The sequence below is a fragment of the Pseudomonas sp. GW821-FHT03E01 genome, from assembly GCF_059420765.1.
In genome coordinates this window covers 41,842-67,268 of the sequence record NZ_JBWKUI010000022.1, presented here as the reverse complement: position 1 = coordinate 67,268, position 25,427 = coordinate 41,842, and the positions used below count along the sequence as shown (strand labels likewise).

Sequence of the window (25,427 nt, the reverse complement as noted above, 5' to 3'; positions counted from 1 at the left end):
CTGGCTTTTTTTTGCCTGAAATTCAGCCCCTCAAAAAAAACCCGCCGATTGGGCGGGTTCTTTTGAGGTAGAACGTCAGAGCAGAAAAATCGTCGCCAGCCCGAGAAAGATGAAAAAGCCACCACTGTCGGTCATGGCAGTGATCATCACACTCGCGCCCATTGCCGGGTCGCGCCCAAGCCGCGCCAGGGTCATCGGAATCAACACGCCCATCAATGCTGCAAGCAACAGGTTAAGCGTCATGGCGGCGGTCATCACCACGCCCAGGGACCAACTGCCATAAAGCAGGTAGGACACCACACCAATCACTCCACCCCAGACCACGCCATTGATCAAAGCGACCGCCAACTCCTTGCGCATCAACCTCGACGTATTGCCGGTACTGACCTGGTCCAGCGCCATGGCCCGAACGATCATCGTGATCGTCTGGTTACCCGAGTTGCCGCCGATACCCGCCACGATCGGCATCAATGCCGCGAGCGCTACCAGCTTCTCGATAGAGCCCTCGAACAGGCCGATCACCCGTGATGCAACGAACGCGGTGATCAGGTTTATCGCCAGCCAGGCCCAACGGTTGCGCAGGGACTTCCAGACCGACGCAAAAATATCTTCTTCTTCGCGCAGACCCGCCATGTTGAGAACTTCGTTTTCGCTCTCTTCACGAATCAGGTCGACCATTTCATCGATGGTCAGACGACCGATCAGCTTGCCGTTCTTGTCGACCACCGGGGCCGAGATCAAGTCGTAACGCTCGAACGCCTGAGCGGCCTCGTAGGCGTCTTCGTCCGGATGAAAACTCACCGGATCGCTGGCCATCACTTCCGAGACCTGTTTATCCGGGTCGTTGACCAAAAGGCGCTTGATCGGCAACACGCCCTTGAGCACGCCGTCGTAATCGACCACGAACAGTTTATCGGTATGGCTTGGCAACTCTTTGAGACGACGCAGGTAACGCAACACCACTTCAAGACTGACATCCTCACGGATGGTCACCATCTCGAAGTCCATCAGCGCACCGACCTGCTCCTCGTCATAGGACAACGCGGAGCGGACGCGCTCACGCTGTTGAGCATCGAGGGTTTCCATCAGCTCGTGGACGACGTCTCGCGGCAGCTCGGAGGCCAGGTCAGCAAGTTCGTCGGCATCCATGTCCTTGGCCGCCGCCAGGAGCTCGTGATCGTCCATGTCGGCGATCAGGGTTTCACGAACCGAATCGGATACTTCGAGCAGAATGTCGCCGTCGCGGTCGGCCTTGACCAACTGCCAGACGGTCAGACGATCGTCCAGTGGCAAGGCTTCAAGGATGTAGGCAACGTCAGCGGAGTGCAGATCATCGAGCTTGCGTTGCAACTCGACGAGGTTTTGCCGGTGAACCAGGTTCTCGACCCGGTCGTGATGCGGACCTTCCTGGCGATGAGTCAGGTCTTCGACCACCCGCTGGCGCTGCAGCAGCTCAACGACTTGAGCAAGGCGGTCCTGCAAGCTTTCCTGCGTTTTCTTTACTTCAACTTCAGACATAGGCGAACTCCACTCCCAGCAGCGGGGCACGCCGGAAGGATCAATCAGTCAATTCATGATTGTAAAAACGGGGTACTGAGTAACTACTGGGTAAGTCCATGGAGGTATTCCACAAGCCCCGGCGGGGCTGACAGGCGCAATGATAACACCGCCTGACGGTTTTAAACGTGAAAAAATCGCGGCTGAAACAAGCGCTTGCGAGACAAACCTGAGCGCCGTCCTGATCCATGGAACTGCGACGACTCATCCTGAAAAGAAAACACACCGCAGTCGAAAAATGTAACGGCTACCCTTGATATGGACCGTCAAGGAGGACGTCGAATGCCACGGAATGCTAATTATTTTTTGCTTGCCGCCCTGCTCTGCCTGCCGCCCTGGGCGTTTGCTACGACCATCCACCGGTGTGAAGCCCCCGACGGACGCATCACCTTCACGACCTTGAGCTGTACGACCGGAGAAAGCCTTTCGCTTCAGGAAGTACGCACGTTTTTGCCTGGCAGCACGATAGCCCTGATGCCAGAAGCCGAGGTTCGCGAAACATCAAGTATGAAAAACCCAAGGAGAGAGCCGACGGTCGTTGGTCAGTCCGAGGACAAATGTGGAAATCAGCTCAGCGCGAAGGAACGCCGCATCGCGATCATCAATCAAAGAGTGGTTGCCGGCATGAGCCAGCAGGACGTCGAAAGCGCTCTCGGCAAGCCAGACAAAATCAGCACTCGCAATTCAGCCATGAGCTACCGCTACGACAACAAGCGAGGGCGCAGTGCTCACATCGAGTTCGATGAGAAAGGTTGTACCAAAGGAAAAGCCAAATCGCAGACGGCAAAAAGCCCGCGTTAAACGCGGGCTTTTTGGTGTTTGGTGCCACTCGACAGGATTCGAACCTGTGACCGCTCGGTTCGTAGCCGAGTACTCTATCCAGCTGAGCTACGAGTGCATTTGTGTTTTTATACCAGATCACAACTGGTTGAAGCCAAGTTACTCACATTGCTGCAAACAACTCTTAAATGGTGCACTCGACAGGATTCGAACCTGTGACCGCTCGGTTCGTAGCCGAGTACTCTATCCAGCTGAGCTACGAGTGCATTTGTTGCCGCGCATTATAGGCCGTTAAATCTTTTTGTAAAGCACTTTTTCTAGTAATTTCAACAACTTACCGAAGAAGCCAGATTACAACGTACTAAACAAATAATGGCGGAGAACGGGGGATTCGAACCCCCGACACCCTTTTGAGGTGTACTCCCTTAGCAGGGGAGCGCCTTCGGCCACTCGGCCAGCTCTCCGCAACACGGGGCGTATATTAACCAGCTTTATCCCCGTTTGCAAACATAAAAAACGATAAAAATTAATGGCTTGGTTCTTCGTCCTTCTCTTTCTTGATACGCAGGTAAATTTCCTCACGGTGCACAGCCACCTCTTTCGGGGCGTTGACACCAATACGCACTTGATTTCCTTTAACGCCGAGCACGGTCACGGTGATTTCGCCATCACCAATAATCAGGCTTTCTGCGCACCGACGAGTCAGAATCAGCATACCTTTCTCCTCACGCATTTCATTTCAGGGACAACAGTCTGCAAAAAAAAGGCATTCGACCTACAACCGAAAAGGTCGTAGCCCTACATGCCTGAGTATTGACTAGCGCGAGCAAAAGAACAGTTTTGGTACGCACCATTCAAAAAAACGAAGGGCGCGGTCAGACCGCGCCCTTCGGGGGGAACGCATTACTCGCCCTGTCGGGCCGGCGCGTCCAGTTCGAAAGCTGTGTGCAGGGCGCGCACAGCCAGTTCCAGGTACTTCTCTTCGATCACCACGGACACCTTGATTTCCGAAGTCGAGATCATCTGGATGTTGATGCTTTCTTTCGCCAGGGATTCGAACATGCGGCTGGCCACGCCTGCGTGGGAGCGCATGCCGACGCCAACGATCGAGACCTTGGCAATCTTGGTGTCGCCAACGACTTCACGGGCACCGATCTCGCGAGCGGTGTTTTCCAGCACGGATTGCGCCGCCTGGTAGTCGTTGCGGTGCACGGTGAAGGTGAAGTCGGTGGTGTTATCGTGCGCAACGTTCTGCACGATCATGTCGACTTCGATGTTCGCGGCACTGATCGGGCCGAGAATCTTGAACGCCACGCCCGGGGTGTCTGGCACGCCACGGATGGTCAGCTTGGCTTCATCGCGGTTGAAAGCGATGCCGGAAATGATCGGCTGTTCCATGGTTTCCTCTTCATCAATAGTAATGAGGGTGCCCGGACCCTCCTTGAAGCTGTGCAGTACGCGCAGCGGAACGTTGTACTTGCCGGCGAACTCGACCGCACGGATCTGCAACACCTTGGAACCGAGGCTGGCCATTTCCAGCATCTCTTCGAAGGTGATCTTGTCCAGACGCTGAGCCACGGACACCACACGCGGGTCGGTGGTGTAGACGCCGTCGACGTCGGTGTAGATCTGGCATTCGTCAGCCTTCAGGGCTGCCGCCAGCGCCACGCCAGTGGTGTCGGAACCGCCACGACCGAGCGTGGTGATATTGCCGTGCTCGTCGACGCCCTGGAAACCGGCGACAACCACCACACGACCGGCCTTCAGGTCACCGCGAATCTTCTGGTCATCAATCTGCAAGATACGCGCTTTATTGTGCGCGCTATCCGTCAGAATCCGTACCTGGTTGCCGGTGTACGACACCGCTGGCACGCCACGCTTGATCAGCGCCATGGCCAACAGTGCAATCGTCACCTGCTCACCGGTGGAAACGATCACATCCAGTTCGCGTGGAACCGGTTGGCCGTCGCCACTGATTTGCTTGGCCAGATCGATCAGACGGTTGGTTTCGCCGCTCATTGCAGACAGCACAACCACCAGGTCATCGCCCGCATCGCGGAATTTCTTAACCTTGTCGGCGACCTGCTCGATTCTCTCGACAGTGCCGACTGAGGTGCCTCCAAATTTCTGTACGATCAAAGCCATTTCAAAGCCGCCTCTGCCCATGAAGGGCGCCCAATAAATCACTCAAACAGCGTTCTGGCCCGCTACTAGACCGCGGGCCAGGCACACTGCCTTATAAACCCTGCTCTACAAATGGAACAGTCAGGGCCAATGCGGCATCCAGTGCGCCAGCGTCAGTACCACCGCCCTGCGCCATGTCTGGACGACCACCGCCCTTCCCGCCCACTGCCGCAGCAGCCTGCTTCATCAAATCACCGGCTTTGAGTTGGCCAGTCAGGTCTTTGGTCACGCCTGCAACCAGAACGACCTTTTCCTCATGGACACTGCCGAGCAGGATCACTGCGCGGCCGAGTTTGTTTTTCAGTTGATCGACCAGCGCCAGCAGCGCCTTGCCATCCTGACCGTCCAGACGCACGGCCAGCACTTTCACGCCTTTGACGTCCAGGGCAGAAGCCGACAGATCGTCGCCCGCCGCGCTGGCCGCCTTGGCCTGCAACTGCTCGAGTTGCTTCTCCAGCAGACGGTTGCGCTCCAGCACAGCCGACAGCTTGTCGATCAGATTATCGCGGCTGCCCTTGACCAGGTTGGCCGCTTCCTTGAGTTGTTCTTCTGCGGCATTCAAGTAGGCCAGTGCCGCGGCACCGGTGACTGCCTCGATACGACGCACACCCGAAGCCACACCGCCTTCGCTGATGATTTTCAGCAAACCGATGTCGCCGGTACGGGTGGCGTGAATACCGCCGCACAGCTCGACGGAGAAATCGCCCATGCTCAGCACACGAACGCTGTCGCCGTACTTCTCGCCGAACAGCGCCATGGCGCCTTTCTGCTTGGCGGTTTCGATGTCGGTTTCTTCGGTTTCAACTTCGGAGTTCTTGCGAATCTCGGCGTTGACGATGTCTTCCAGCGCCTTCAACTGCTCAGGCTTGATCGCTTCGAAGTGGCTGAAGTCAAAGCGTAGACGCTGACTGTCGACCAACGAGCCTTTCTGCTGAACGTGCTCACCCAGCACCTGACGCAATGCAGCGTGCAACAAGTGAGTTGCCGAGTGGTTCAGCGACGTCGCATGGCGTACTTCGGCATCGACATGAGTCTCCACCGGAGCACCTACGATCAGGCTGCCCGAATCCAGCACACCGTGGTGCAGGAACGCACCGCCGGTCTTGGTGGTGTCGCGCACGTCGAAACGCGCAGCGCCAGCCTGGAGGAAGCCGCAATCACCAATCTGACCACCGGATTCGGCATAGAACGGCGTCTGATCGAGAACGACCACGCCCTCTTCGCCTTCGCTCAGTACGTCAACCGATTGCCCTTCTTTATAGAGAGCAACGATTTTGGCGGAACCGCTGTGAGCGGTGTAACCGGTGAACTCGGTGGCCACATCAACCTTGACCAGGCTGTTGTAGTCCATGCCGAAGGAGCTGGCGGAGCGGGCACGCACGCGCTGGGCTTCCATCTCGCGCTCGAAGCCTGCTTCGTCGATGGTCAGGCTGCGCTCACGGGCGATGTCGCCGGTCAGGTCCATCGGGAAACCGTAGGTGTCGTAAAGCTTGAACACCACGTCGCCCGGCACCACGTCGCCTTTGAGTTCGGCCAGATCCTGCTCGAGGATCTTCAGGCCCTGCTCCAGAGTCTTGGCGAATTGCTCTTCTTCGGCCTTCAGCACGCGCTCGATGTGCGCCTGCTGGGATTTCAGTTCAGGGAACGCTTCGCCCATCTCGGCGACCAGGGCTGCAACGATCTGGTAGAAGAAGCTGCCCTTGGCGCCCAGTTTGTTGCCGTGACGGCAAGCGCGACGAATGATCCGGCGCAGTACATAACCGCGACCTTCGTTGGACGGCAGCACGCCGTCGGCAATCAGGAAGCCGCAGGAACGGATGTGGTCAGCCACGACTTTCAGGGAAGCCTGATTGTCGTTGGTGCAACCGATGGCCTTGGCCGATGCGCTCAGCAGGCTCTGGAACAGGTCGATTTCATAGTTCGAGTGAACGTGCTGCAGCACGGCACTGATCCGCTCAAGACCCATGCCGGTGTCCACCGACGGGGCTGGCAACGGGTGCAACACGCCATCGGCGGTGCGGTTGAACTGCATGAACACGTTGTTCCAGATCTCGATGTAACGGTCGCCGTCTTCTTCCGGCGAGCCCGGTGGGCCACCCCAGATGTCGGCGCCGTGATCGTAGAAGATCTCGGTGCAAGGACCGCACGGGCCGGTATCGCCCATGGTCCAGAAGTTGTCGGAAGCGTACGGCGCGCCCTTGTTGTCGCCGATGCGAACCATGCGCTCGGCCGGTACACCGACTTCTTTGGTCCAGATGTCGTAGGCCTCGTCATCGCTGGCGTAGACAGTCACCCAGAGCTTTTCTTTCGGCAGGTTCAGCCATTTGTCGGAGGTCAGGAACGTCCAGGCAAAGGTAATGGCGTCACGCTTGAAATAATCACCGAAGCTGAAGTTACCCAGCATTTCGAAGAAGGTGTGGTGACGGGCGGTATAACCGACGTTTTCCAGGTCGTTGTGCTTGCCGCCGGCACGCACGCATTTCTGGCTGCTGACGGCGCGGGTGTACGCGCGCTTTTCCTGGCCCAGGAAGCAGTCCTTGAACTGGTTCATCCCCGCGTTAGTGAACAGCAGGGTTGGGTCGTTGCCCGGAATCAAAGAGCTGGAGGCTACACGGGTGTGGCCTTGCTCTTCGAAGAAGCGAAGGAAGGCTTCACGGATTTCTGCGCTTTTCATTAGGTTCTTCCACGGAGGCTGCGGCCAAAGGCCTGTGCGAAACGTCAACAGACGAAGCGACGGCAAAGGGCCGCATTATATCGGCCCTGCGCGCGGGGTACAGCGTGTTTATACGATAGAAACGGTCAATTGGACCGCTAACGCGATCAGATGCGGGAAAACTCGACGAATGTAGCGACGACCTGCTCGATTTGCGTACGGTTGACGTCCATGTGCGTGACCATTCGCAGACGAGCGGCAGCGCTGAGCTTGACCCCACGTGTCGCGGCGAAGGCCTTGATCGCTTCGGCCTTGTCGCCCATTTTCACGTAAACCATGTTGGTCTGCACTGGCTCGACCTCATACCCCGCCGCTCGCAGGCCTTCGGCCAGCCATTGTGCGTTGGCATGGTCGTCGGCCAGGCGCTGAACATTATTATCCAGCGCATACAGCCCCGCCGCCGCGAGAATCCCGGCCTGGCGCATGCCGCCACCGACCATCTTGCGCAAACGCCGAGCCTTGGCGATCAACTCGACCGAGCCGCACAGCACCGAACCGACTGGCGCACCCAGGCCTTTGGAGAGACAGACCGACACCGAATCGAAATGCTGAGTGATCTCCCGGGCATCGACACCCAGCTTGACCGCCGCGTTGTAGAGCCGTGCGCCATCCAGATGCAGCGCCAGGCCATGCTCACGAGTGAAGCGGCGAGCCTGGGCCAGGTACTCCAGCGGCAGCACCTTGCCCTGCATGGTGTTTTCCAGTGCCAGCAAACGGGTGCGCGCGAAGTGGAAGTCGTCCGGTTTGATCGCGGCGGCGACTTGCGCCAGGTCCAGCGAACCATCGGCTTGCACTTCCAGCGGCTGCGGTTGGATCGAACCAAGCACCGCCGCGCCACCACCTTCGTACTTATAGGTGTGGGCCTGCTGACCGACAATGTATTCGTCACCGCGCTCGCAGTGGGCCATCAAGCCCAGCAGGTTGCTCATGGTGCCCGTTGGAACAAACAGCGCCGCGGCAAAACCCAGTCGTGTTGCCAGCTCGGCTTCCAGACGATTGACCGTCGGATCTTCGCCATAAACGTCGTCACCGGTGGCGGCATTGGCCATCGCGTCGAGCATCCCTGCGGTCGGTTGGGTGACGGTGTCGCTGCGAAGATCGATAACGCTCATGAATCTGGCCTCGGTAAACAGGGGAAAAATCCGTTTCGGAAAGGAATTACTGCGGTCATGCCGACAATTAATCAAGCCTTGAACGAGGAAAAGAGGCTGTATGCCTTCGGAAAAGCCGATAGCAATCATCAGAAAGCAGCCATGCACGCCCCATAAATATGTGTTAAAAACGCTTCGCCGCCAAACAATCTGGCGGCAAAACGTTCTCAGGGCGGGGTGTAATTCCCCACCGGCGGTAATTGCGCGCAATGCGCATAGCCCGCGAGCGCTTGGCGACAGGCACGGCAATGGCTGTGATGGCGGCAAGGTCAGCAGACCCGGTGTGATCCCGGGGCCGACGGTCATAGTCCGGATGAAGAGAGAACGGGATTGACGCCGCCCAGGTTCCGTACCAAAGCGCCGTCCGCAGACACGTGTGCCTGCGTACCCTTAAATCCCATTCGATTCATAACGCCCTGTTTTTCACACAAACAGGAGTCAGAACATGCAACCCACCGCAATCGATAGCAAAAGCAAAAACCATCAGGGCGAGCGCGTCGCGTTCATCCAGGCCTGCTGGCACAAGGAAATCGTCGATCAGAGCCGTAAAGGCTTCGTCGCTGAAATGATTGCCCAGGGTTATCAGGAGTCGGACATCGATTTCTTCGAAGTCGGTGGCGCCTTTGAAATTCCGCTGCACGCCAAGTTGCTGGCCAAGTCCGGTCGTTATGCCGGCATCGTCGCCGCGGGCCTGGTGGTCGATGGCGGCATCTATCGCCACGAATTCGTCGCCCAGTCGGTGATCAGCGGCCTGATGCAGGTTCAGCTGGAAACCGAAGTGCCAGTGTTCTCGGTGGTTTTGACCCCGCACCACTTCCATGCCGGTGAAGAACATCAGAAGTTCTTCTTCGAGCATTTCGTGCATAAAGGCCAGGAAGCGGCGAAGACGTGTGCAGATACGCTGCACAAGACTCGCGCATTGCGCCGCAGCGAGCCTCGCGCGGTAGCTGTCTAAACACCGATAAAACTTGTGGGGGGCGGGCTTGTGTGGCGAGGGGGCTTGCCCCCGTTCGGCTGCGAAGCAGTCGTAAATCCAGATAACTTGGTTTGTCTGGACCCAAACCGGGGGCCGCTTCGCGACCCAACGGGGGCAAGCCCCCTCGCCACACAGGCCCGCTCCTACATTTGACGGGTGTTGTGCCTAGACCAGGTTTTCGTCGGTGGTCGGTACGATCAGGATGCCGGCGCGCAGGCCGTTCCTGACCCTGGGGTTCGGGAAGATGATCCGGGCGCCCTGCTCTTCGATGATCCAGCGGGTATTGGCGATATCCTCGGCCAGCACATAACCCACTTTCAATTCCGAAAAGTTTTCGATGTCCGCCGGCAGGTTCAGGCGGAAGTTATCGCTGTGCTTGATCACTTCCCGGGCCACGCTGAACAACTGCAACCCTTCCAGCCCTTCATCGGTCATTGGCGGCTCGGTGCCTTCGATGATCTGCTTCAGGCGGGTTTCCAGCAGGCTGACGTTGACCCCTTCGTTCTGCCCGAAGGGCCGGGCCTTGCCCAGCTCCAGGGTGAAGGACTCGGCATCGAGCTTGTCGTAGGTGTAGGAGCTGAAGACGATGGAGGGTTTGTTCTGCAACAGCACCGCTTCCATGCCGGCGGCGCGCAAGCGAGCCAGCTCCTGGCGTGAATGCTGACGGCCTTCTTTCCAGGGGTACAGGGCGAACTGCTCGATTTTCGAGCCACGGATCGCCGTGTGCAGGTCGTAGTGCAGACGGTTACGGTCCGGCAGGCTGAAGAACGTCGCCGCCAGCCGCTCCAGCTCACAAGCGCGCAAGGCCTCGGAACCGCTGCTTTGTTCGTGACGGCCGTTGAACAGCCGATTGACGTCCTGCTCGATGAAACGCTCACCGCGACGGATGGCCTCGGGATTGCCGAACAGGAACAGAATACGGGCGCGCGGCTTCAAGTCACCGCGGGCGATGTCATGCAACAGGCGATCGAGCAGCTCGATCGGCGCTGTTTCGTTGCCATGGATACCGGCCGACAGCAGCAGGTCCAGGCCATTGTCGCGAGCTTCAGGTGGCCGGACTTCCAGCGCACCTTCGCTCAACCAGCGCATCCGTACGCCTTCGACAGTCAGTTGAGTCTTCTCCGCCGGTTCGCGGCCGGCGAGGGTCAGTTCAAGCAGTTTGCCGAGGGCGAGCATAGAGCGGTTTCCTTAGTGGTCGTGATTGCAATCCGGGCCGTGCACGTGGTCCTCATCATCACCGAGATCAGCCGGTTCCATCTCCAGTTGCAGACTTACCAGATTAGTCGCCAATGGGCGCAGCAGCAGGTTGGCGTATTCAGCGTCACCCTCTTCGACGTCCACGCCGATCAGCAGCTGGCCACGGCCGTCCTGCTGGATCCACAGCTCTTTGCCTTGCCACATGACCGCGACGCGGGTGCAGGAAGTTTCCAGTTGCGTGCCGTCGGTGTCTTCAAGGATCAGCTGCAGGGTATCGCTCATGTATTTACGCTCTCATCTGGATGATTAAGCGGCGCGCTTGCCATTCATATAAAAAGCCAAAGCGCGCCGACTATCAATTGATCTGGAATGGATAAACCGCGCCCAGTTTAAGGATTTGCGTCAGTTCATCCAGTGCCGTCCGGCACTCAAGCAACAATTGCGGGTCCGCCAGATCGTTTTCGGTCATGCGGTCGCGGTAGTGCTTTTCGACCCACTCGGTCAATGTGCCGTACAACGGAGCCGTCATGATAACCCCTTGGTTGACGGCCGCCAGTTCGGTTTCGTTGAGGGCGACGCGCAACCGCAGGCAAGCCGGGCCACCGCCGTTTTGCATGCTCTGCTTGAGATCGAAGACTTTCACTTCGCGGATCAGGCCGCCAGAGCTGGTCAGGCCTTGCAGGTACTGCCAGACGCGTTCGTTGCCATGGCATTCTTCCGGCACGATCAACAACATGGAGCCGTCAGGACGCGACAGCAGTTGGCTATTGAACAGGTAGGAACGAACGGCGTCTTCCACGGTGACCGCGGAACGCGGTACGCAGATCGACTGAAATTTCCCACCGACTTTTGCCAGTTTACCTTGCAGCTCAGCGAGCATCTGGTCGGTGTCGAGGAAGGCGTCCTCGTGATAGAACAGCACCTCGCCGTTGCCCACGGCGATCACGTCGTTATGGAACACGCCCTGATCGATCACCGAAGGGTTCTGCTGGGCGTAGACCACGCCGTCATCGCTCAAGCCATGCAGGCGTGCGACGGCCTGGGAGGCTTCGAGGGTCTGGCGCGCCGGGTACTTCTGCGGGGACGGATAACGGGTGTCGAACGCGCTACGACCGAACACGAAAAACTCGACGCCAGCTTCGCCGTAGTCACGGCAGAAACGGGTGTGGTTGGCCGCGCCTTCGTCACCGAACTGCGCCACGGCCGGCAACGCGGCGTGGTGGGCAAAGTGTTTCTGGTCAGCGAACATCGCGCCCAGCACGCGACTGGTGGTCGGGTGCTCGATGCTGCGGTGGTATTTGCAATTGAGGTTAGCGGCGGTGAAATGCACACGACCGTCGGCGGTGTCGGCACTCGGGCTGACCGTGGCGGCGTTGGCCACCCACATGCTCGACGCCGAGCAACTGGCAACCAGCAGCGGCATCGCGTCTTTGGCGGCTTGCTCAATCACTTGCGCGTCGGTGCCACTGAAACCCAAGCGACGCAGGGCGGCTACGTCAGGGCGTTCCTGTGGTGCAAGCACGCCTTGCTGAAAGCCCATATCCATCAGCGCTTTCATTTTCGCCAGACCTTGCAGCGCAGCTTCCTTCGGGTTCGAGGATTGCTGGCTGTTGCTCTGGGAGGCGACGTTGCCGTAGGACAGGCCACCGTAGTTATGGGTCGGCCCCACTAGACCGTCAAAATTGACTTCAAAGGATTTCATCAGCGAGGCTCCACAAGAATCTGTTGTTATAGGCTGCTACAAGGGTCTGTCTTACGACATGCGCACGCCGGGCGTAAGGGCCGCTGGCAAGGTCAGGCTCGGGGTTTCCAGCGAGGCCACCGGGTACGCGCAGTAATCCGCCGCGTAGTAGGCGCTGGCGCGATGGTTGCCCGAGGCGCCGACGCCGCCGAATGGCGCGCTGCTCGCCGCACCGGTCAGCTGCTTGTTCCAGTTGACGATACCGGCGCGGCTTTCCAGCCAGAATTGCTGATAACGCGCTTCGGAATCCGACAACAGGCCGGCCGCCAGGCCATATGCGGTGTCGTTGGCTTCAGCGATCGCCGCTTCAAAATCAGCGTAGCGGATCACTTGCAGCAGCGGGCCGAACAGCTCTTCGTCTGGGCGATCGGCAACCGCTGTCACGTCCAGAATGCCCGGGGTCAGCAACGCAGCCTGAGCCTGGGGCTGAGTCATTTCCAGCAGCGCCACGGCGCCGTTGGCCAGCAGATGCTCTTGCGCTTCCATCAGGGCTTTCGCAGCACCGAGGGAAATCACCGAACCCATGAACGGTGCTGGTTGCTGATCGAACGCACCGACTGAAAGGGTCGAGCTGACCGCCACCAGACGCGCCAGCAGCGTATCGCCCCAGGCGCCTTGCGGCACCAGCAAGCGACGGGCGCAAGTGCAACGCTGGCCGGCAGAAATGAACGCCGACTGAATGATGGTGTAAACGGCCGCATCGAGATCAGCGACCTGATCCACCACCAGCGGGTTGTTACCGCCCATTTCCAGCGCGAGGATTTTGTCTGGACGACCGGAAAACTGCTTGTGCAGATGATTGCCGGTACGGCTGGAACCGGTGAAGAACAGACCGTCGATGCCTGGGTTCGCCGCCAGGGCGATACCGGTTTCGCGAGCACCTTGCAGCAGGTTCAGCACGCCGGCCGGCAGACCGGCTTCGATCCAGCACTTGACCGTCAGTTCGGCGACTTTCGGCGTCAGTTCGCTAGGCTTGAACAGCACACTGTTACCGGCCAGCAGCGCCGGAACGATGTGACCGTTCGGCAAGTGACCAGGGAAGTTGTAAGGACCGAACACCGCCACCACACCGTGCGGCTTGTGACGCAATACAGCGGTGGCGTCGCCCAACGGGCTGCTCTTCTCGCCGGTGCGTTCGCGGTAGCTCTGTACCGAGATGGCAATCTTGTTGACCATGCTGGTGACTTCGGTCGCCGCTTCCCACAAGGGTTTGCCGGTTTCTTCACCGATGGTGCGAGCCAGTTCGTCGGCGTGATTCTTCAGCGCGGCGGCAAAGGCTTCCAGCACACTGATGCGCTCTTCCAGGGTACGACGGGCCCAGCCCGGGAATGCCTGACGCGCGGCTTGCACGGCCGACTCGACCTGGGCGGCAGTGGCGCCTTCGCCGGCCCACAGCACTTGCTGGGTCACCGGGTTGACCGATTGAAAGCTTTCACCCTGGCCGGCCAGCCATTCACCAGCGATGTATAGCGAATTCATTATTTCGACTCCCGAGCTGCAGACAACGGAACGGCGCGTACTTGATCGCCAGCGTTGAGTTGAAGACGTTTGGCGGTCAGCGGATCAACCACCAACGTGCCAGCGGCGAAGCGTGCTGGCGCGGCAGTGATCCGGCAGTCTTCGCGCTTGCGGTTATGGATCAGGAACGGCGTGGCGTCATCACCCGGGGTGCCGATGGCCAGCACCAGCGCCTGGCTGTCGCGCACTGCGCGGATCTTGGCGGTTTCGCACTCCACCGCAGGGCCTGCGTCGAAAATGTCGACGTAGCCTTGGTAACTGAAACCTTCACTCTTGAGCATCGCCAGGGCCGGCTCGGTGTCCGGGTGAACCTGGCCAATCACGTTGCGCGCGTCTGGCGACAGGAAGCAGGTGTACAGCGGGAATTTCGGCATCAGTTCGGCGATGAACGCCTTGTTGCCCACGCCAGTGAGGTAATCGGCCTGGCTGAATTCCATCTTGAAGAAATGCCGGCCCAGGCTTTCCCAGAACGGCGAACGCCCGGCTTCGTCGGACATGCCGCGCATCTCGGCGATGATCTTGTTGCCGAACAGTTGCGGGAACTCGGCGATGAACAGCAGCCGCGCCTTGGCCAGCATGCGGCCGTTGAGGCCACTGCGGTAATCGGCGTGCAGGAACAGCGAGCACAGTTCAGAGTTGCCGGTCAGGTCATTGGCCAGGAACAGCGTCGGAATTTCGCGGTAGATATTCAGCTCTTGCGAGGCACTGACCGTCAGGCCCACCCGGAAGTTGTACCAGGGCTCACGCAGGCCGACGGCGCCGGCAATCGCGGAAATACCCACCACGCGGCCATTGTCGTCTTCGAGTACGAACAGGTAGTCCGCATCGCCCCGCCCGGCTTCGCCGCGGAAGGTTTTCTCGGCCCAGCCAACCCGATGGGCCAGACGCTCTTCGTTGGCCGGCAAAGTGGTCAGGCCGGTGCCGGTGCTGCGGGCCAAGTCGATCAGAGCGGGTAAATCGCTGCTGCGTACGGGACGAACGATCATGCTATCTCCTCAAACGGGCCGCTTGCGCCACCCGCGAAATTTCGCTGCTTTCCAGACATTTTTCTCCAGGAAGCAGGCGTCAAACCGCCACCAGGCGCACGCTGGCACCTTCACCGACGCCCAAGGCTTCGGCCGCTTCAAGATCCAGGGTCACCGGTTTGCCCGGCGCGTAATCGAGCTCGAGCAACACGGCGCGGTAATCCTGCAACTGGGCATTGGCCACCAGATACTGACGACCGGCGCCTTTGACCGGCTCACCGATTTTCACCGGGACTACACGGCTCTGGGCGATCGAACGGATCCCCGAGACGCGGGCATGCAGAGTCGGGCCACCATCGAAAATATCGATGTAGTGATCGGTCTCGAAGCCTTCGCGCATCAGGATGTCGAAGGTGATTTGCGCCCGCGGGTGCACCTGGCCCATCGCCTCTTGAGCGGAGTCCGGCAGCAACGGCACGTAGATCGGGTAATGCGGCATCAGCTCGGCGAGGAACGTGCGGCTCTTCAAACCACACAGACGCTCGGCTTCGGCGTAGTTGAGGTCGAAGAAGTTGCGACCGATGGCATCCCAGAACGGCGAGTCGCCATTTTCGTCGCTGTAACCGACGATCTCGGTCACCACGGAATCGGCAAAGCGCTCCGGATGGCTGGCCACGAACAACAGACGGCCACGGGAGTTGAGCTCCGCCCAAGGCGTGCCCACCAACTCCCTCTGCACGTAGAAACTGGTCAGCAAGCTGTTGCCGGTCAGGTCGTGGCACTGGGAGAGCACGTGGATCTTGTTGTGAATCTTCAGCTCGCGGGAGGCGTGCACGAACGTTTCGTTTCGAAAGCTGTAGAACGGCTCGGAATAACCGGCCGAGGCAACGATGGCCGAACAACCGACCAACTTGCCAGTGGCGGTGTCTTCGAGCACGAAGAAATAGCTCTCTTCACCGTTGAAGCTCACTTCGGCGGCGAACGAGGCTTCGCTTGCGGCGATCTTGTCGCTCAGGCGTTCAACGTCATCCGGCAAGGAAGTGACACCAATCGGGCTGTCCGCAGCCAGACGCTGTACCTCGCCCAGATCAGCCATTTGCGCGGGGCGCATCACCAGCATGGTGTCACTCCTTTCTTAACATCAGGTTGGCGAATTGCGCCAACTCAGGGAAAAAAATGCCGGGCAGGCCCGGCACAGGAAATAATCTCAACGCCTATCTATTACGATAGGCGCTGAGGAGCACTGTATGAATCAGGCTTGCGTCAGCTTGGCCACGGCGCGTTCGAAGCGGTCCAGACCGGCATCGATATCGGAGTCTTCAACCACCAGGCTTGGCGCGAAACGAATCACGTCCGGGCCGGCTTGCAGAATCATCAAGCCTTCACGCTCGGCGGCGTTGAAGATGTCCTTGGCCTTGCCTTTCCAGGCATCGGCCAGCACGCAACCGAGCAGCAGGCCCAGGCCACGGACCTGAGTGAAGAGGCCGTATTTCTCGCCGATCTGCTCAAGACGGGTCTTGAACTTGTCGTGCTTGGTTTTGACACCGTTCAGCACTTCGGGCGTGTTGATCACGTCGATCACTGCTTCAGCGACCGCGCATGCCAGCGGGTTACCGCCGTAGGTGGTGCCATGGGTGCCGACGACCAGGTGTTTGGCCAGGTCTTCGGTGGTCAGCATCGCTGCGATCGGGAAACCGCCGCCCAGGCTCTTGGCGCTGGTCAGGATGTCCGGGGTCACGCCGTAATGCATGTAGGCGAACAGCTCACCGCTGCGGCCCATGCCGGTCTGGACTTCGTCGAAAACCAGCAGCGCGTTGTGCGCATCGCACAGTTCACGGGCGCCTTGCAGGTAAGACAGCTCGGCCGGCAGTACGCCGCCTTCGCCCTGGATCGGCTCCAGCACCACCGCGCAGGTCTTGTCGGAAACAGCGGCTTTCAGCGCGGCCAGATCGTTGTAAGGCACGTGGGTGATGCCGGTGATCTTCGGACCGAAGCCGTCGGAATACTTCGACTGGCCACCGACGTTCACGGTGAACAGGGTACGGCCGTGGAAGCTGTTGAGCGCGGCAACGATTTCGTACTTCTCGGTACCGAAACGGTCATGGGCCACGCGACGGGCCAGCTTGAAAGCGGCCTCGTTGGCTTCGGCGCCGGAGTTGCAGAAGAACACACGATCGGCAAACGTAGCGTCGACCAGCTTATGGGCCAGGCGCAAGGCCGGCTCATTGGTGAACACGTTGGACACGTGCCACAGCTTGTTCGCCTGTTCGGTCAATGCAGCGACCAGCGCCGGGTGCGCATGGCCCAGTACGTTAACGGCAATCCCGCCGGCGAAGTCGATCAGCTCGCGGCCAGTCTGGTCCCAGACACGGGAACCGGCGCCACGCACAGGAATGAAAGCGGCAGGCGCATAGTTGGGAACCATTACCTGGTCAAAATCGGCGCGTTCTACCGCAGCGTGCTCAACGGACATCGGAGTCTCCTGATGAGGAACACTCGCCTGAAACTGGCGAGCGATGAGGGGATTGTAAGGACAGTTTTCAGCCCGGCCTTGCCGCCAAGCGACAACTTCTTATAGCGCAAACACCGGTTTTGCCCGGGTTTACGGCAATGCGACATATAGGGTCGCAAAGGCGCAGTTTAAACCGCCGGCACAGGTTATAGGCAGGCTTGTCGACCGATGCGGTAAATATGTACCGCACGCAGTGCTTCATCGTCTGTTTTGCTGGCGACTCATCCAAACGCTAAGGGAATAGCGCATGAGCCAACTCGAAAACGATCACCCTTCTGCCGCAGGCGACGATCACTTCGTCACGCAGCCGGATGATCATTACCATCACCTGTTCAACAATCTGCCCGCCTGGGCACTAGAGACATCGCTTGAAACCCGCAGCGCTCTCAAGAACACCACGCTTGCGACTCCCCAATGGCATAGCACCGCGACACCTTCACAGCATGCCTCGCTGAAAAAGCTCAGCCAGGAACACTGGCACCATCGAAATCGTCTGGATTCAAAGCTGTCGACGCTGAAAAACCCACGGGCATTTGCCGAACCCCTTCTCATCGCGGCCCTGAAAACCCGGTTTGGTCTGGAACTGGACGTCAAGACCACCTTCCTGCGCCTGTACATCCCACAAACCGTGACCCTGTTCAAAATCAACACCGGGGCCGCCCGCACCTGGACGGTATCGCTGCTCGATGCCGCGCTGCATAACTTCCAGGAATCGGAAACAGCCGCAGATGCCTTCGAATCCGCTTCGACCTTCATTACCGAGCCGTCGTCCACAGGGCAGTTCGAAACGTTGCCGGCGATCAAGCACAAAATCACGGTCCAGGCCTTCGCCCGGCTATGCCGTGAACTCGATATCGGTGGCCAGTACACCGCGTATCTCAAGGAATTTGTGGGGCTGACCAACCCGGTGGCCGGTGCCGCGTTGAAATCCAGCACGATCAGCCTGAACAAGGCCGCACTCAGGTCGGCGCTGCAGATGGCACACATCCGCAAGGATATTCCAGATGATGCGCACCTCGCGCTCCTGCGCATGGTTGAAGGAGGTTCGAGGGCGCGACTCAATGGCCAGCCGCTCTATGGCCACGACCTGACCCTGATGTCATCCTCGCTGACCGGCATTGTCATTTTCGCGCCGAGCCTTGAGCGGGCACGCAAGAGTACGCGGCTCATTGCCTATATTCCCGATGACCCAGAACATCCGCTCAAGCAATACCCCGACACGCTGGCGTTCATGACCGATCTGACCCGCAAGCTGCGGACACCCGCTTATCAAACGTTCTTCAGCCGGTTCGTCGAGCACAAGGAACGCGGACACTTTTTCGCCGATCTCAACAGCCGCCTCCAGACCGTGACCTGGCATCAGCACCAGCCCGGCGATCCATTGCCGAGCTGGCGCGAAACGCCGGTCGAGCGTCCCAATCTGCGTTTCTCCGTGCTCCCGATCAAAGCGGACCTGTGGAACCATGGCTATCAGCGGCAGCTGAACAAAATCCTCAACGACGCCAGCACTGTCGCCGTCTCCACCGCCAGCGCCGATCGAGACGCCCGCTGGGCATTGTGGGATGCCTTCAGCAAAGTGGCCTCCAGGATCCTTGAAGCTGCGTCGTTCGTGGCGGCGCCCTTGGTGCCGTTGCTTGGTGAATTGATGCTGGGATACATGGCCTACCAGTTACTGGACGAGAGCTTCGAAGGCATCGTGGACATGGCTGAAGGGCTGAAAACAGAGGCCTTCGGACACCTGATGACGTTCGTCGAAACCGTCGTTCAAGTCGGGACATTCGCGGTGGGCGGTGCAATCGCCGCCGGCGCCTTCAGCCGGCTTCTGCCCCGTGAAGCCGTCGCGCTCATCGACCCACTCAAACCTGTCGCCGCAGCCGGAGGCAAAACCCGTTACTGGATGCCGGATCTCACACCTTATGAACAGACACTCAGTTTGCCCGAAGGGGTAAAGCCCAATCATCTGGGCTTGTACCAACACGCGGGCAAAACGATGCTGCGCCTTGAGGGAAAACTGTATTCAGTGAAACCCGACCCCATGTCGGACAGGTTCCAGATTGAGCATCCGCGCCGCAACAATGCTTATCAGCCGTCGCTGCGGCATAACCACCACGGCGCCTGGCAAACCGAACTGGAGCAACCGCTGTACTGGGAGCGGGAAAAGGTCATGCGTCGTCTTGGCCATAGTGTCGAGTCGTTCACCAGTGCCGAGCGCGAACAGATCCTGCGGATCAGCGGCTACCACGACAACGTATTGCGCCAGGCGCATGTCGAAAACTATCGCCCGCCGTCGCTGCTGACTGACACGATCAAGCGCTGGCGGATCAACCGTGACATCGAAACGTTTATCGAACAGATCGGCAGCGATCAACCCGAGCACTATCAAAAAGCCGATACCGCCCTGCAGCATGCACTGCTGACACGCCATGACTCATGGCCGGTCGATACGCCACTGCCGACACCGGCAACTCAAACGCCAGCCTTCAGACAGCAAACGGCAACACTGGCCCGCCAATATCGCAAGTCGTTGTTCGAGCGGCTCTACAGCACTCAGGAACACACCGATGATGTGCAGGTTCAGCAACTGCTCGCCGATGTGCAGGGCCTGCCGACCGATGTGGCGCAAGAGCTGGTGAGCAATGCCACCGGCACCGAGTTACGCCAGCTGCACGGTGGGCGCGTGCCTCAGCGGCTCAAGGACGCGGCGAACAAAGCCATGGAGGCAGTCCGCGCAACCCGCGCCTATGAAGGCCTTTATACTGACGCGCTGGAAAACGTCGACACCCACAGAGTGGCCCTGCACAGCCTGAACGCACTGCCCGGCTGGCCGGACGGACTACGCATCGAAGTGCGGGATTACTCCAGCGAGGGCACCGTGCGCGACAGCATTGGCCCGACCGATGCAGCCATCGTGAAAACACTGGTGGCCAACGAGGATGGCTCCTATCACGTTGATCAGGAGACACCCGGTGATTTCTACCAGGCACTCTTTCAAACGCTGCCCCAGGCCCATCGAGATGCGTTCAGCCCCGCCATCGCTGACGCCCAGGCCCTCAGAAAGCGCATTACCGAAAACGCGCTGGACCAGCCGACGCTACGCACTCTGTTTGCCAGGCATCCCCATCGAAAACCCTACTACGACCCGGCCACCATGCGCCTTCCCGGTGGTGCGGAGGGCTATGACCGCGGCAATCGCATGACACCCACCCTCAACGACAGGGTCCGGGAGGTTTATCCCGATCTGTCCCAGGATCAATTGCAATCCGTGGTCCAGGCGTTGCAAAGCCACCCTGATGGCGCTCGGGTAGCACTCTCACGCGTACACCGCGAGCTGAACCGATTGCATCTGGATCTGGGTCGATGGATCAGCGAAGCCCCGACGGCGCACCCCGACACCGGGGTTGCGCTGAGCGCCCTGGAGCGCCAGGCCGAACAACAGATTCGCAGGTTGCTGGCGCAGGAAATCCAGCGCGCCTGGCGGCGCCAAACCGATCGGGATTTTGACACCGCGGACGACATGGAACGGTACGTACTCAAGTTCGACGAACCGATGCTGGGTGATCTGCCGTCGTTGACTGCAGATTTCAGTCATGTGTCGCTGCTGTCCCTGCAAGGCAGCCACGCAGCGCAAGGTGTTGCTGGTTTTCTACAGGGCTTCAGCGGACTTCGCCGACTGGAACTGCGCCGTTTCTCCCTGACCACCCTCCCCGATGCCATCACCCGGATGCCGCAGCTTGAAGCGCTGGTGTTAAGCGATTGCGGCATCAGGGTAGACGCCCCCACCTGGTTGAAGCTGACGTCATTAAACAAACTGACCATGCTGGATCTTTACCGCAACCCGTTTGAAACGGTGCCCCGCATCGACTCGATGACTGAACTGACCCATCTGGACCTGAGCAGCACCAACCTGACCGAAATCCCGCCCGGCACTCTGCAACACCCGCGCCTGGACACCCTTCTGCTGATGAACAATGGAATCAGCGAACTGCCGGCAGCCTTGTTCGACAGTCCGCTGTATGAAAAGCGTGGCATACACCTCACGCACAATCCGGTTTCCGACAGCTCGCGACAACTCATCAAAAACCATCACGTCGACAGCGCTTTCGACATGGGCGTTTTCGCACCCGAGGCAGACATTGATCGTGTCAGGGCGCTCTACCCTGGCATGGAAGTCGAGCAAGCCAGCGAGTTCGTCTACGAATTGCCCGGCACGCTGGAGGAAGGTCGGGGCGCGTTGACGCGCCTGGAAGAAGAGCTGAGCCAATTGAGGAACGATCTGTCTGCCTGGACCGCCGCTCTTCCGGACCTGCATCCACTGACAGACGAACCCTTCAGCGCAGCTCAACTGCTTGTCGAGCACGCCAACCGCGACGAATTCAAGCAAGCCCTTGAGAACTGCTGGCAACGGGATGCGGAGCTGGATAACTTCAGCGATACGCTTGAACCCACCTACGATCTGACACTTTCCACGGTCATCAATGGAGAACTGCCTGCCCTGAGCGCTGATTTCAGCCATGTGTCGTCACTGGAGTTTCGCAGTGCGGAGGGGGTGACGCGCATCGGACGCTTCCTGGAGTCCTTTCCCAACCTGAAAAGCCTCAGGCTGCGCAGCTGTGACCTTGGCGACATACCGGAGGCGGTGTTCAAAATGGGTCAACTCAGGGCTATGTCACTCCCCGAGTGTCGCGTCAGTCTGTCATCAGAATCGGTCGCCGCCCTGGCGGGGATGGAACAGCTCGACTATCTCGACCTGGGCTCGAACCCGCTAGGACAGACGCCTGATGTGAGTCAGATGCCGGCACTGGCGACCGTGCTGCTGAACGACACCGGCATCAACCGGATACCGGATGGACTGTTACAGCTGGCCGAGCTGGACTGGGCAGACTTGAGCGGCAACGCCATCACCGAGGTGCCCAGTGACTTGTCGGAACTGCCGGTGGACGTCGCAGATAATATTTCGTTGAGGGGAAATCCATTTTCCGAGGAAAGCCTGTTACGGCTGATCGCTTACTTCGAACGCACGGGCGCGGATTTTGGGGTGGAAGCCGTGATCAATCGGGGTGAAATAGAAATCTCCGACTCTGAAGGTTCGGAGATCGACGAGTAGTACAGCGCTCGATCATGGCGCGGTTAATCGATCAACCGCGCTCCGACGGCACCGACGACAACTCGAACGGACTGCTGCTGCGCCGCTGGTTGCGATCTTCCCGCGGCGTAGCACCGAAGAAGTTGCGATAGGCGCTGGAGAAATGCGGCCCCGAAGAGAAGCCACACGACAGGCCGATCTGGATGATCGACTTGCTGGTTTGCATCAACATCTGCCGGGCCTTGTTCAGGCGCAGTTCCAGGTAATACTGGCTCGGCACGCGGTTGAGGTATTGCTTGAAGATCCGCTCCAGCTGCCGACGCGATACGCACACATGCTGGGCGATTTCGTCGGTGGTCAGCGGCTCTTCGATGTTGGCTTCCATCAGCAACACCGCCTGGGTGAGCTTCGGATGACTGGAACCCAAGCGGTTCTGCAAAGGAATACGCTGGCGCTCGCCGCCCTCGCGAATGCGTTCGACCACCAGTTCTTCCGACACCGCACCGGCCAGTTCGGCGCCGTGATCGCGGGCCAGCACCGCCAGCAACAGGTCGAGCACCGACATGCCGCCGCACGCGGTCAAGCGATCACGATCCCAGTCGAACAGGTGACTGGTGGCAATCACCTTCGGGAAACGCTCGGCGAAATCGTCCTGCCAGCGCCAATGCACGGCAGCGCGATAACCGTCGAGCAAACCCAATTGCGCCAATGGGTAAACACCGGCGGACAATCCGCCGATCACACAACCGGCGCGCACCAGCTGTTTCAACGCACTGCTGAGCGGCGGCGCGAGAGAAGTCGGTGGTTCGTCGGCGAGCAGGAACAGCTTCTGAAAGTTTTCGAGCTTGCCGGCCCATGGCTCACCGGGCAATTGCCAGGCGCCGTCGGTCGGCGGTTCGGCCTGCAAAAACGACAATTCGTAAACAACGTCCGGGTGCACACGCTGGGCAACACGCAAGGCCTCCTCAGCCAGCGCAAGCGTCAGAGCTTTAGTGCTGGGCCAAATCAGGAAACCAATTCGATGGGCAGTCATGGCGGGCAATCCGAAACGAAAACAGTGTTAAAGCCAAAGGCGGCTGCAACCAAATTAGACCATCTGGCGCGCGGTGCGCAGCATGACCTAATTTGGTGCGTAACGGGAGCGATTACTTGAGGCTGCCCGAGAGGAATTGTTGCAAGCGTTCCGACTGCGGATTGACCAGCACTTCGCGCGGGTTGCCGCTTTCTTCGACGACGCCTTTATGCAGGAACACCAGCTGGTTCGACACTTCACGGGCAAAGCCCATTTCGTGCGTCACCACCACCATGGTCCGGCCTTCCTGTGCCAGGGCCTGCATGACTTTCAGCACGTCACCCACCAACTCCGGGTCGAGGGCCGAGGTCGGTTCGTCGAACAGCATCACTTCGGGTTCCATCGCCAGCGCACGGGCAATCGCCACACGTTGCTGCTCGCCACCGGACATGTGCCCTGGGTAGGCGTCCTTGCGATGGGCCACACCGACCTTGTTCAGGTAGTGCTCGGCTTTCTCGCGGGCTTCGGCCTTGGACACACCGAGCACATGCACCGGCGCTTCCATGATGTTTTCCAGCGCGGTCATGTGCGACCACAGATTGAAATGCTGGAACACCATCGACAGGCGCGAACGCATGCGTTGCAGCTGTTTCGGGTCGGCGGCTTTCAGCGCGCCGTCCTTGTTGGCAACCAGTTTCAACTCTTCGTTGTTGAGCAGGATCTTGCCCGCGTGCGGCTGCTCGAGCAGGTTGATGCAACGCAGGAAAGTACTTTTGCCGGAGCCACTGGAGCCGATGATGCTGATCACATCGCCAGCCGCCGCTTTCAGGGACACGCCCTTGAGCACTTCGTGACTGCCATAGCGTTTATGCAGGTCTTGGACTTCAAGTTTGTACATGCGGTCGGTTCTCACAAAAACAGTCAGTCAGTCGTTGAGCAAGCGCCCGTGACGCAGCGCTTCGCGCCCCGCCACCTTGGCCAGCCAGAAACCGGGTTGGGCGTAACGCAGCCGTTCAATGGCAAACAGCACCCCGGACGTACCAGCACACACCGTGCTGACCCGATCCGCCAGCGGATCGATCACTTCAAAAATCTCGTCGCCGGCTTCAACCCATTCACCGGGTTTACGCAGAAAACTCAGCACGCCAGGATGCGGCGCGAACAGCAATTCGGTACCTTCGAACGGCATGCCTTCGCACGCGTCCTGCGCAGGCTTGGGCCATTCACCGCCGATCAAGCCTTGCTCGGCGAGGAACGCCAGAATGCCTTCGGCGTGAGCTTCTGCCTCAGCGCGACCGGTATCGGCCTGACCACCCAGTTCGATGGTCGTCGCCAGGCAGGCCAGTGGAATCTGCGCATCCGGGAACAGACGCGACAAACGCAGCCACGGCAGCGAGCACGCTTCGTCAAAGGAACTGCCGCCGGAATCTTCCGCCAGCAGACCGACCTTGACGTTCAAGTGCGCAGCCAGTGAACGCCAGTGCGACCAGTGTTGCGGCAAGGCGTACATGTGCAGCGCCGCTTCGCAATCGCAATGCAGATCCAGCACCACGTCAGCGGTGCAGGCATGGCTGAGCAAGATGCGCTGCATGCCTTGCAACTGGCTGCTCGCCTCTGGCAAAGCTGCCAGGTGATCGCTCATGGCCTGACGGATCAGTCGAATATTGGCATGCGGATCATCACCCAGATGCCCATCGAGTTCGGCGGCCACCGGCGCGCTGAGTTCGACGAAATCCCGGTTGAAGTTCTTGCCACTGCCCGCTTCGAAACGCCCCTGATGATTGCCTTGCAGCAATTGCCCCAGGCCCAATGGATTGGCCACCGGCACCAGTTCGATCACACCGTTGAGCAAGCCCTGAGCTTCAAGTTCGGTCAGGCGTTTTTTCAGCTCCCAGGCCGTGCGCATCCCCGGCAATTCATCGGCGTGCAGGCTGGCCTGGATATAGGCCTTGCGCTCGCCAGTACCGAAGCGGAACACCGAGATCCGGCGTTCACTGCCCAGGTGGCTCCACGGCAAAGCATGATCGATACGTTCCAT

18 protein-coding genes, 3 tRNA genes and 1 riboswitch are annotated in these 25,427 nt (G+C 59.4%); of the genes, 3 read left to right on the top strand and 18 right to left on the bottom strand.

Annotated elements, in window-relative coordinates; translation table 11 throughout:
* Positions 1-75: 75 nt before the first annotated feature.
* Positions 76-1,518, bottom strand: a complete 1,443-nt coding sequence (gene mgtE, locus AC07VO_RS28050; protein ID WP_018926381.1) for a magnesium transporter — start codon at positions 1,516-1,518, stop codon at positions 76-78.
* 321 nt (positions 1,519-1,839) lie between these two features.
* Here mgtE and AC07VO_RS28045 point away from each other — a divergent pair, with 321 nt between their 5' ends.
* A complete protein-coding gene (locus AC07VO_RS28045; protein WP_495007718.1) occupies positions 1,840-2,358 on the top strand; it encodes a cell envelope protein SmpA in 519 nt (172 codons plus the stop codon).
* 19 nt (positions 2,359-2,377) lie between these two features.
* On the opposite strand, the gene AC07VO_RS28040 is transcribed toward AC07VO_RS28045, so the two are convergent.
* From AC07VO_RS28040 to ltaE, 7 genes are all read right to left on the bottom strand, one after another.
* A tRNA-Arg gene (locus AC07VO_RS28040) sits at positions 2,378-2,455 on the bottom strand.
* A gap of 71 nt (positions 2,456-2,526) precedes the next feature.
* Positions 2,527-2,603: transfer RNA gene (locus tag AC07VO_RS28035), tRNA-Arg, on the bottom strand.
* A 107-nt stretch (positions 2,604-2,710) separates the two neighbouring features.
* Positions 2,711-2,801, bottom strand: a tRNA-Ser gene (locus tag AC07VO_RS28030).
* Positions 2,802-2,863: 62 nt separating this feature from the next.
* On the bottom strand, positions 2,864-3,052 hold the full coding sequence (gene csrA / locus AC07VO_RS28025; protein WP_002554426.1) for a carbon storage regulator CsrA: 189 nt from the start codon (positions 3,050-3,052) through the stop codon (positions 2,864-2,866).
* Between the two features lie 188 nt (positions 3,053-3,240).
* Entirely contained in the window at positions 3,241-4,482 is a 1,242-nt protein-coding gene (locus tag AC07VO_RS28020; RefSeq protein WP_007934911.1) for an aspartate kinase, read from the bottom strand.
* A 91-nt stretch (positions 4,483-4,573) separates the two neighbouring features.
* The gene (gene alaS / locus AC07VO_RS28015) at positions 4,574-7,195 is read right to left on the bottom strand and encodes an alanine--tRNA ligase (protein WP_018926383.1); all 2,622 of its coding nucleotides are present in this window, start codon (positions 7,193-7,195) and stop codon (positions 4,574-4,576) included.
* 146 nt (positions 7,196-7,341) lie between these two features.
* Positions 7,342-8,346, bottom strand: coding sequence for a low-specificity L-threonine aldolase (gene ltaE / locus AC07VO_RS28010; protein ID WP_138866954.1), 1,005 nt, complete (start codon positions 8,344-8,346; stop codon positions 7,342-7,344).
* Between the two features lie 198 nt (positions 8,347-8,544).
* Positions 8,545-8,715: riboswitch (FMN riboswitch) on the top strand.
* A 115-nt stretch (positions 8,716-8,830) separates the two neighbouring features.
* On the opposite strand from ltaE, the gene AC07VO_RS28005 reads away from it, so the two are divergent.
* A complete protein-coding gene (locus AC07VO_RS28005) occupies positions 8,831-9,340 on the top strand; it encodes a 6,7-dimethyl-8-ribityllumazine synthase (RefSeq protein ID WP_019582888.1) in 510 nt (169 codons plus the stop codon).
* Positions 9,341-9,526: 186 nt separating this feature from the next.
* Here AC07VO_RS28005 and astE read toward each other — a convergent pair whose 3' ends face one another.
* From astE to AC07VO_RS27970, 7 genes are all read right to left on the bottom strand, one after another.
* Positions 9,527-10,537, bottom strand: coding sequence for a succinylglutamate desuccinylase (gene astE, locus AC07VO_RS28000; protein ID WP_495007717.1), 1,011 nt, complete (start codon positions 10,535-10,537; stop codon positions 9,527-9,529).
* Positions 10,538-10,549: 12 nt separating this feature from the next.
* Positions 10,550-10,840 carry a hypothetical protein gene (locus tag AC07VO_RS27995; RefSeq protein ID WP_018926388.1) on the bottom strand — a complete coding sequence of 97 codons (291 nt, stop codon included), beginning with the start codon at positions 10,838-10,840 and terminating at the stop codon, positions 10,550-10,552.
* Positions 10,841-10,913: 73 nt separating this feature from the next.
* Positions 10,914-12,260 carry an N-succinylarginine dihydrolase gene (gene astB, locus AC07VO_RS27990; RefSeq protein ID WP_064616458.1) on the bottom strand — a complete coding sequence of 449 codons (1,347 nt, stop codon included), beginning with the start codon at positions 12,258-12,260 and terminating at the stop codon, positions 10,914-10,916.
* Positions 12,261-12,311: 51 nt separating this feature from the next.
* Positions 12,312-13,781, bottom strand: a complete 1,470-nt coding sequence (astD, locus tag AC07VO_RS27985) for a succinylglutamate-semialdehyde dehydrogenase (protein ID WP_167331184.1) — start codon at positions 13,779-13,781, stop codon at positions 12,312-12,314.
* Positions 13,778-14,803 (bottom strand): arginine N-succinyltransferase, encoded by a 1,026-nt coding sequence (gene astA / locus AC07VO_RS27980; RefSeq protein ID WP_018926391.1) that lies wholly within the window; start codon positions 14,801-14,803, stop codon positions 13,778-13,780. The genes astD and astA overlap by 4 nt, the downstream gene beginning before the upstream one ends.
* Before the next feature lie 79 nt (positions 14,804-14,882).
* Positions 14,883-15,902 carry an arginine/ornithine succinyltransferase subunit alpha gene (aruF, locus tag AC07VO_RS27975; protein ID WP_007934901.1) on the bottom strand — a complete coding sequence of 340 codons (1,020 nt, stop codon included), beginning with the start codon at positions 15,900-15,902 and terminating at the stop codon, positions 14,883-14,885.
* 132 nt (positions 15,903-16,034) lie between these two features.
* Complete coding sequence (locus AC07VO_RS27970) at positions 16,035-17,255, bottom strand: aspartate aminotransferase family protein (RefSeq protein WP_495007716.1); 1,221 nt, start codon at positions 17,253-17,255, stop codon at positions 16,035-16,037.
* Between the two features lie 286 nt (positions 17,256-17,541).
* Between AC07VO_RS27970 and AC07VO_RS27965 the strand changes: the two genes are divergently transcribed.
* Complete coding sequence (locus tag AC07VO_RS27965; protein WP_495007715.1) at positions 17,542-22,398, top strand: dermonecrotic toxin domain-containing protein; 4,857 nt, start codon at positions 17,542-17,544, stop codon at positions 22,396-22,398.
* A gap of 31 nt (positions 22,399-22,429) precedes the next feature.
* Here the strand turns inward: AC07VO_RS27965 and AC07VO_RS27960 are convergent, their stop codons facing one another.
* The 3 genes from AC07VO_RS27960 to AC07VO_RS27950 form a co-directional block, all read right to left on the bottom strand.
* A complete protein-coding gene (locus AC07VO_RS27960) occupies positions 22,430-23,410 on the bottom strand; it encodes a GlxA family transcriptional regulator (protein ID WP_007934898.1) in 981 nt (326 codons plus the stop codon).
* A 112-nt stretch (positions 23,411-23,522) separates the two neighbouring features.
* A complete protein-coding gene (locus AC07VO_RS27955; RefSeq protein WP_007971015.1) occupies positions 23,523-24,287 on the bottom strand; it encodes an ABC transporter ATP-binding protein in 765 nt (254 codons plus the stop codon).
* 27 nt (positions 24,288-24,314) lie between these two features.
* Complete coding sequence (locus AC07VO_RS27950; protein ID WP_086944545.1) at positions 24,315-25,427, bottom strand: succinylglutamate desuccinylase/aspartoacylase family protein; 1,113 nt, start codon at positions 25,425-25,427, stop codon at positions 24,315-24,317.

Bases quoted from the DNA above. Each gene is read 5' to 3' on its own strand.
- mgtE (WP_018926381.1), bottom strand. From the start codon at position 1,518: ATGTCTGAAGTTGAAGTAAAGAAAACGCAGGAAAGCTTGCAGGACCGC.
- AC07VO_RS28045 (WP_495007718.1), top strand. From the start codon at position 1,840: ATGCCACGGAATGCTAATTATTTTTTGCTTGCCGCCCTGCTCTGCCTG.
- csrA (WP_002554426.1), bottom strand. From the start codon at position 3,052: ATGCTGATTCTGACTCGTCGGTGCGCAGAAAGCCTGATTATTGGTGAT.
- AC07VO_RS28020 (WP_007934911.1), bottom strand. From the start codon at position 4,482: ATGGCTTTGATCGTACAGAAATTTGGAGGCACCTCAGTCGGCACTGTC.
- alaS (WP_018926383.1), bottom strand. From the start codon at position 7,195: ATGAAAAGCGCAGAAATCCGTGAAGCCTTCCTTCGCTTCTTCGAAGAG.
- ltaE (WP_138866954.1), bottom strand. From the start codon at position 8,346: ATGAGCGTTATCGATCTTCGCAGCGACACCGTCACCCAACCGACCGCA.
- AC07VO_RS28005 (WP_019582888.1), top strand. From the start codon at position 8,831: ATGCAACCCACCGCAATCGATAGCAAAAGCAAAAACCATCAGGGCGAG.
- astE (WP_495007717.1), bottom strand. From the start codon at position 10,537: ATGCTCGCCCTCGGCAAACTGCTTGAACTGACCCTCGCCGGCCGCGAA.
- AC07VO_RS27995 (WP_018926388.1), bottom strand. From the start codon at position 10,840: ATGAGCGATACCCTGCAGCTGATCCTTGAAGACACCGACGGCACGCAA.
- astB (WP_064616458.1), bottom strand. From the start codon at position 12,260: ATGAAATCCTTTGAAGTCAATTTTGACGGTCTAGTGGGGCCGACCCAT.
- astA (WP_018926391.1), bottom strand. From the start codon at position 14,803: ATGATCGTTCGTCCCGTACGCAGCAGCGATTTACCCGCTCTGATCGAC.
- aruF (WP_007934901.1), bottom strand. From the start codon at position 15,902: ATGCTGGTGATGCGCCCCGCGCAAATGGCTGATCTGGGCGAGGTACAG.
- AC07VO_RS27970 (WP_495007716.1), bottom strand. From the start codon at position 17,255: ATGTCCGTTGAGCACGCTGCGGTAGAACGCGCCGATTTTGACCAGGTA.
- AC07VO_RS27965 (WP_495007715.1), top strand. From the start codon at position 17,542: ATGAGCCAACTCGAAAACGATCACCCTTCTGCCGCAGGCGACGATCAC.
- AC07VO_RS27960 (WP_007934898.1), bottom strand. From the start codon at position 23,410: ATGACTGCCCATCGAATTGGTTTCCTGATTTGGCCCAGCACTAAAGCT.
- AC07VO_RS27955 (WP_007971015.1), bottom strand. From the start codon at position 24,287: ATGTACAAACTTGAAGTCCAAGACCTGCATAAACGCTATGGCAGTCAC.
- AC07VO_RS27950 (WP_086944545.1), bottom strand. From the start codon at position 25,427: ATGGAACGTATCGATCATGCTTTGCCGTGGAGCCACCTGGGCAGTGAA.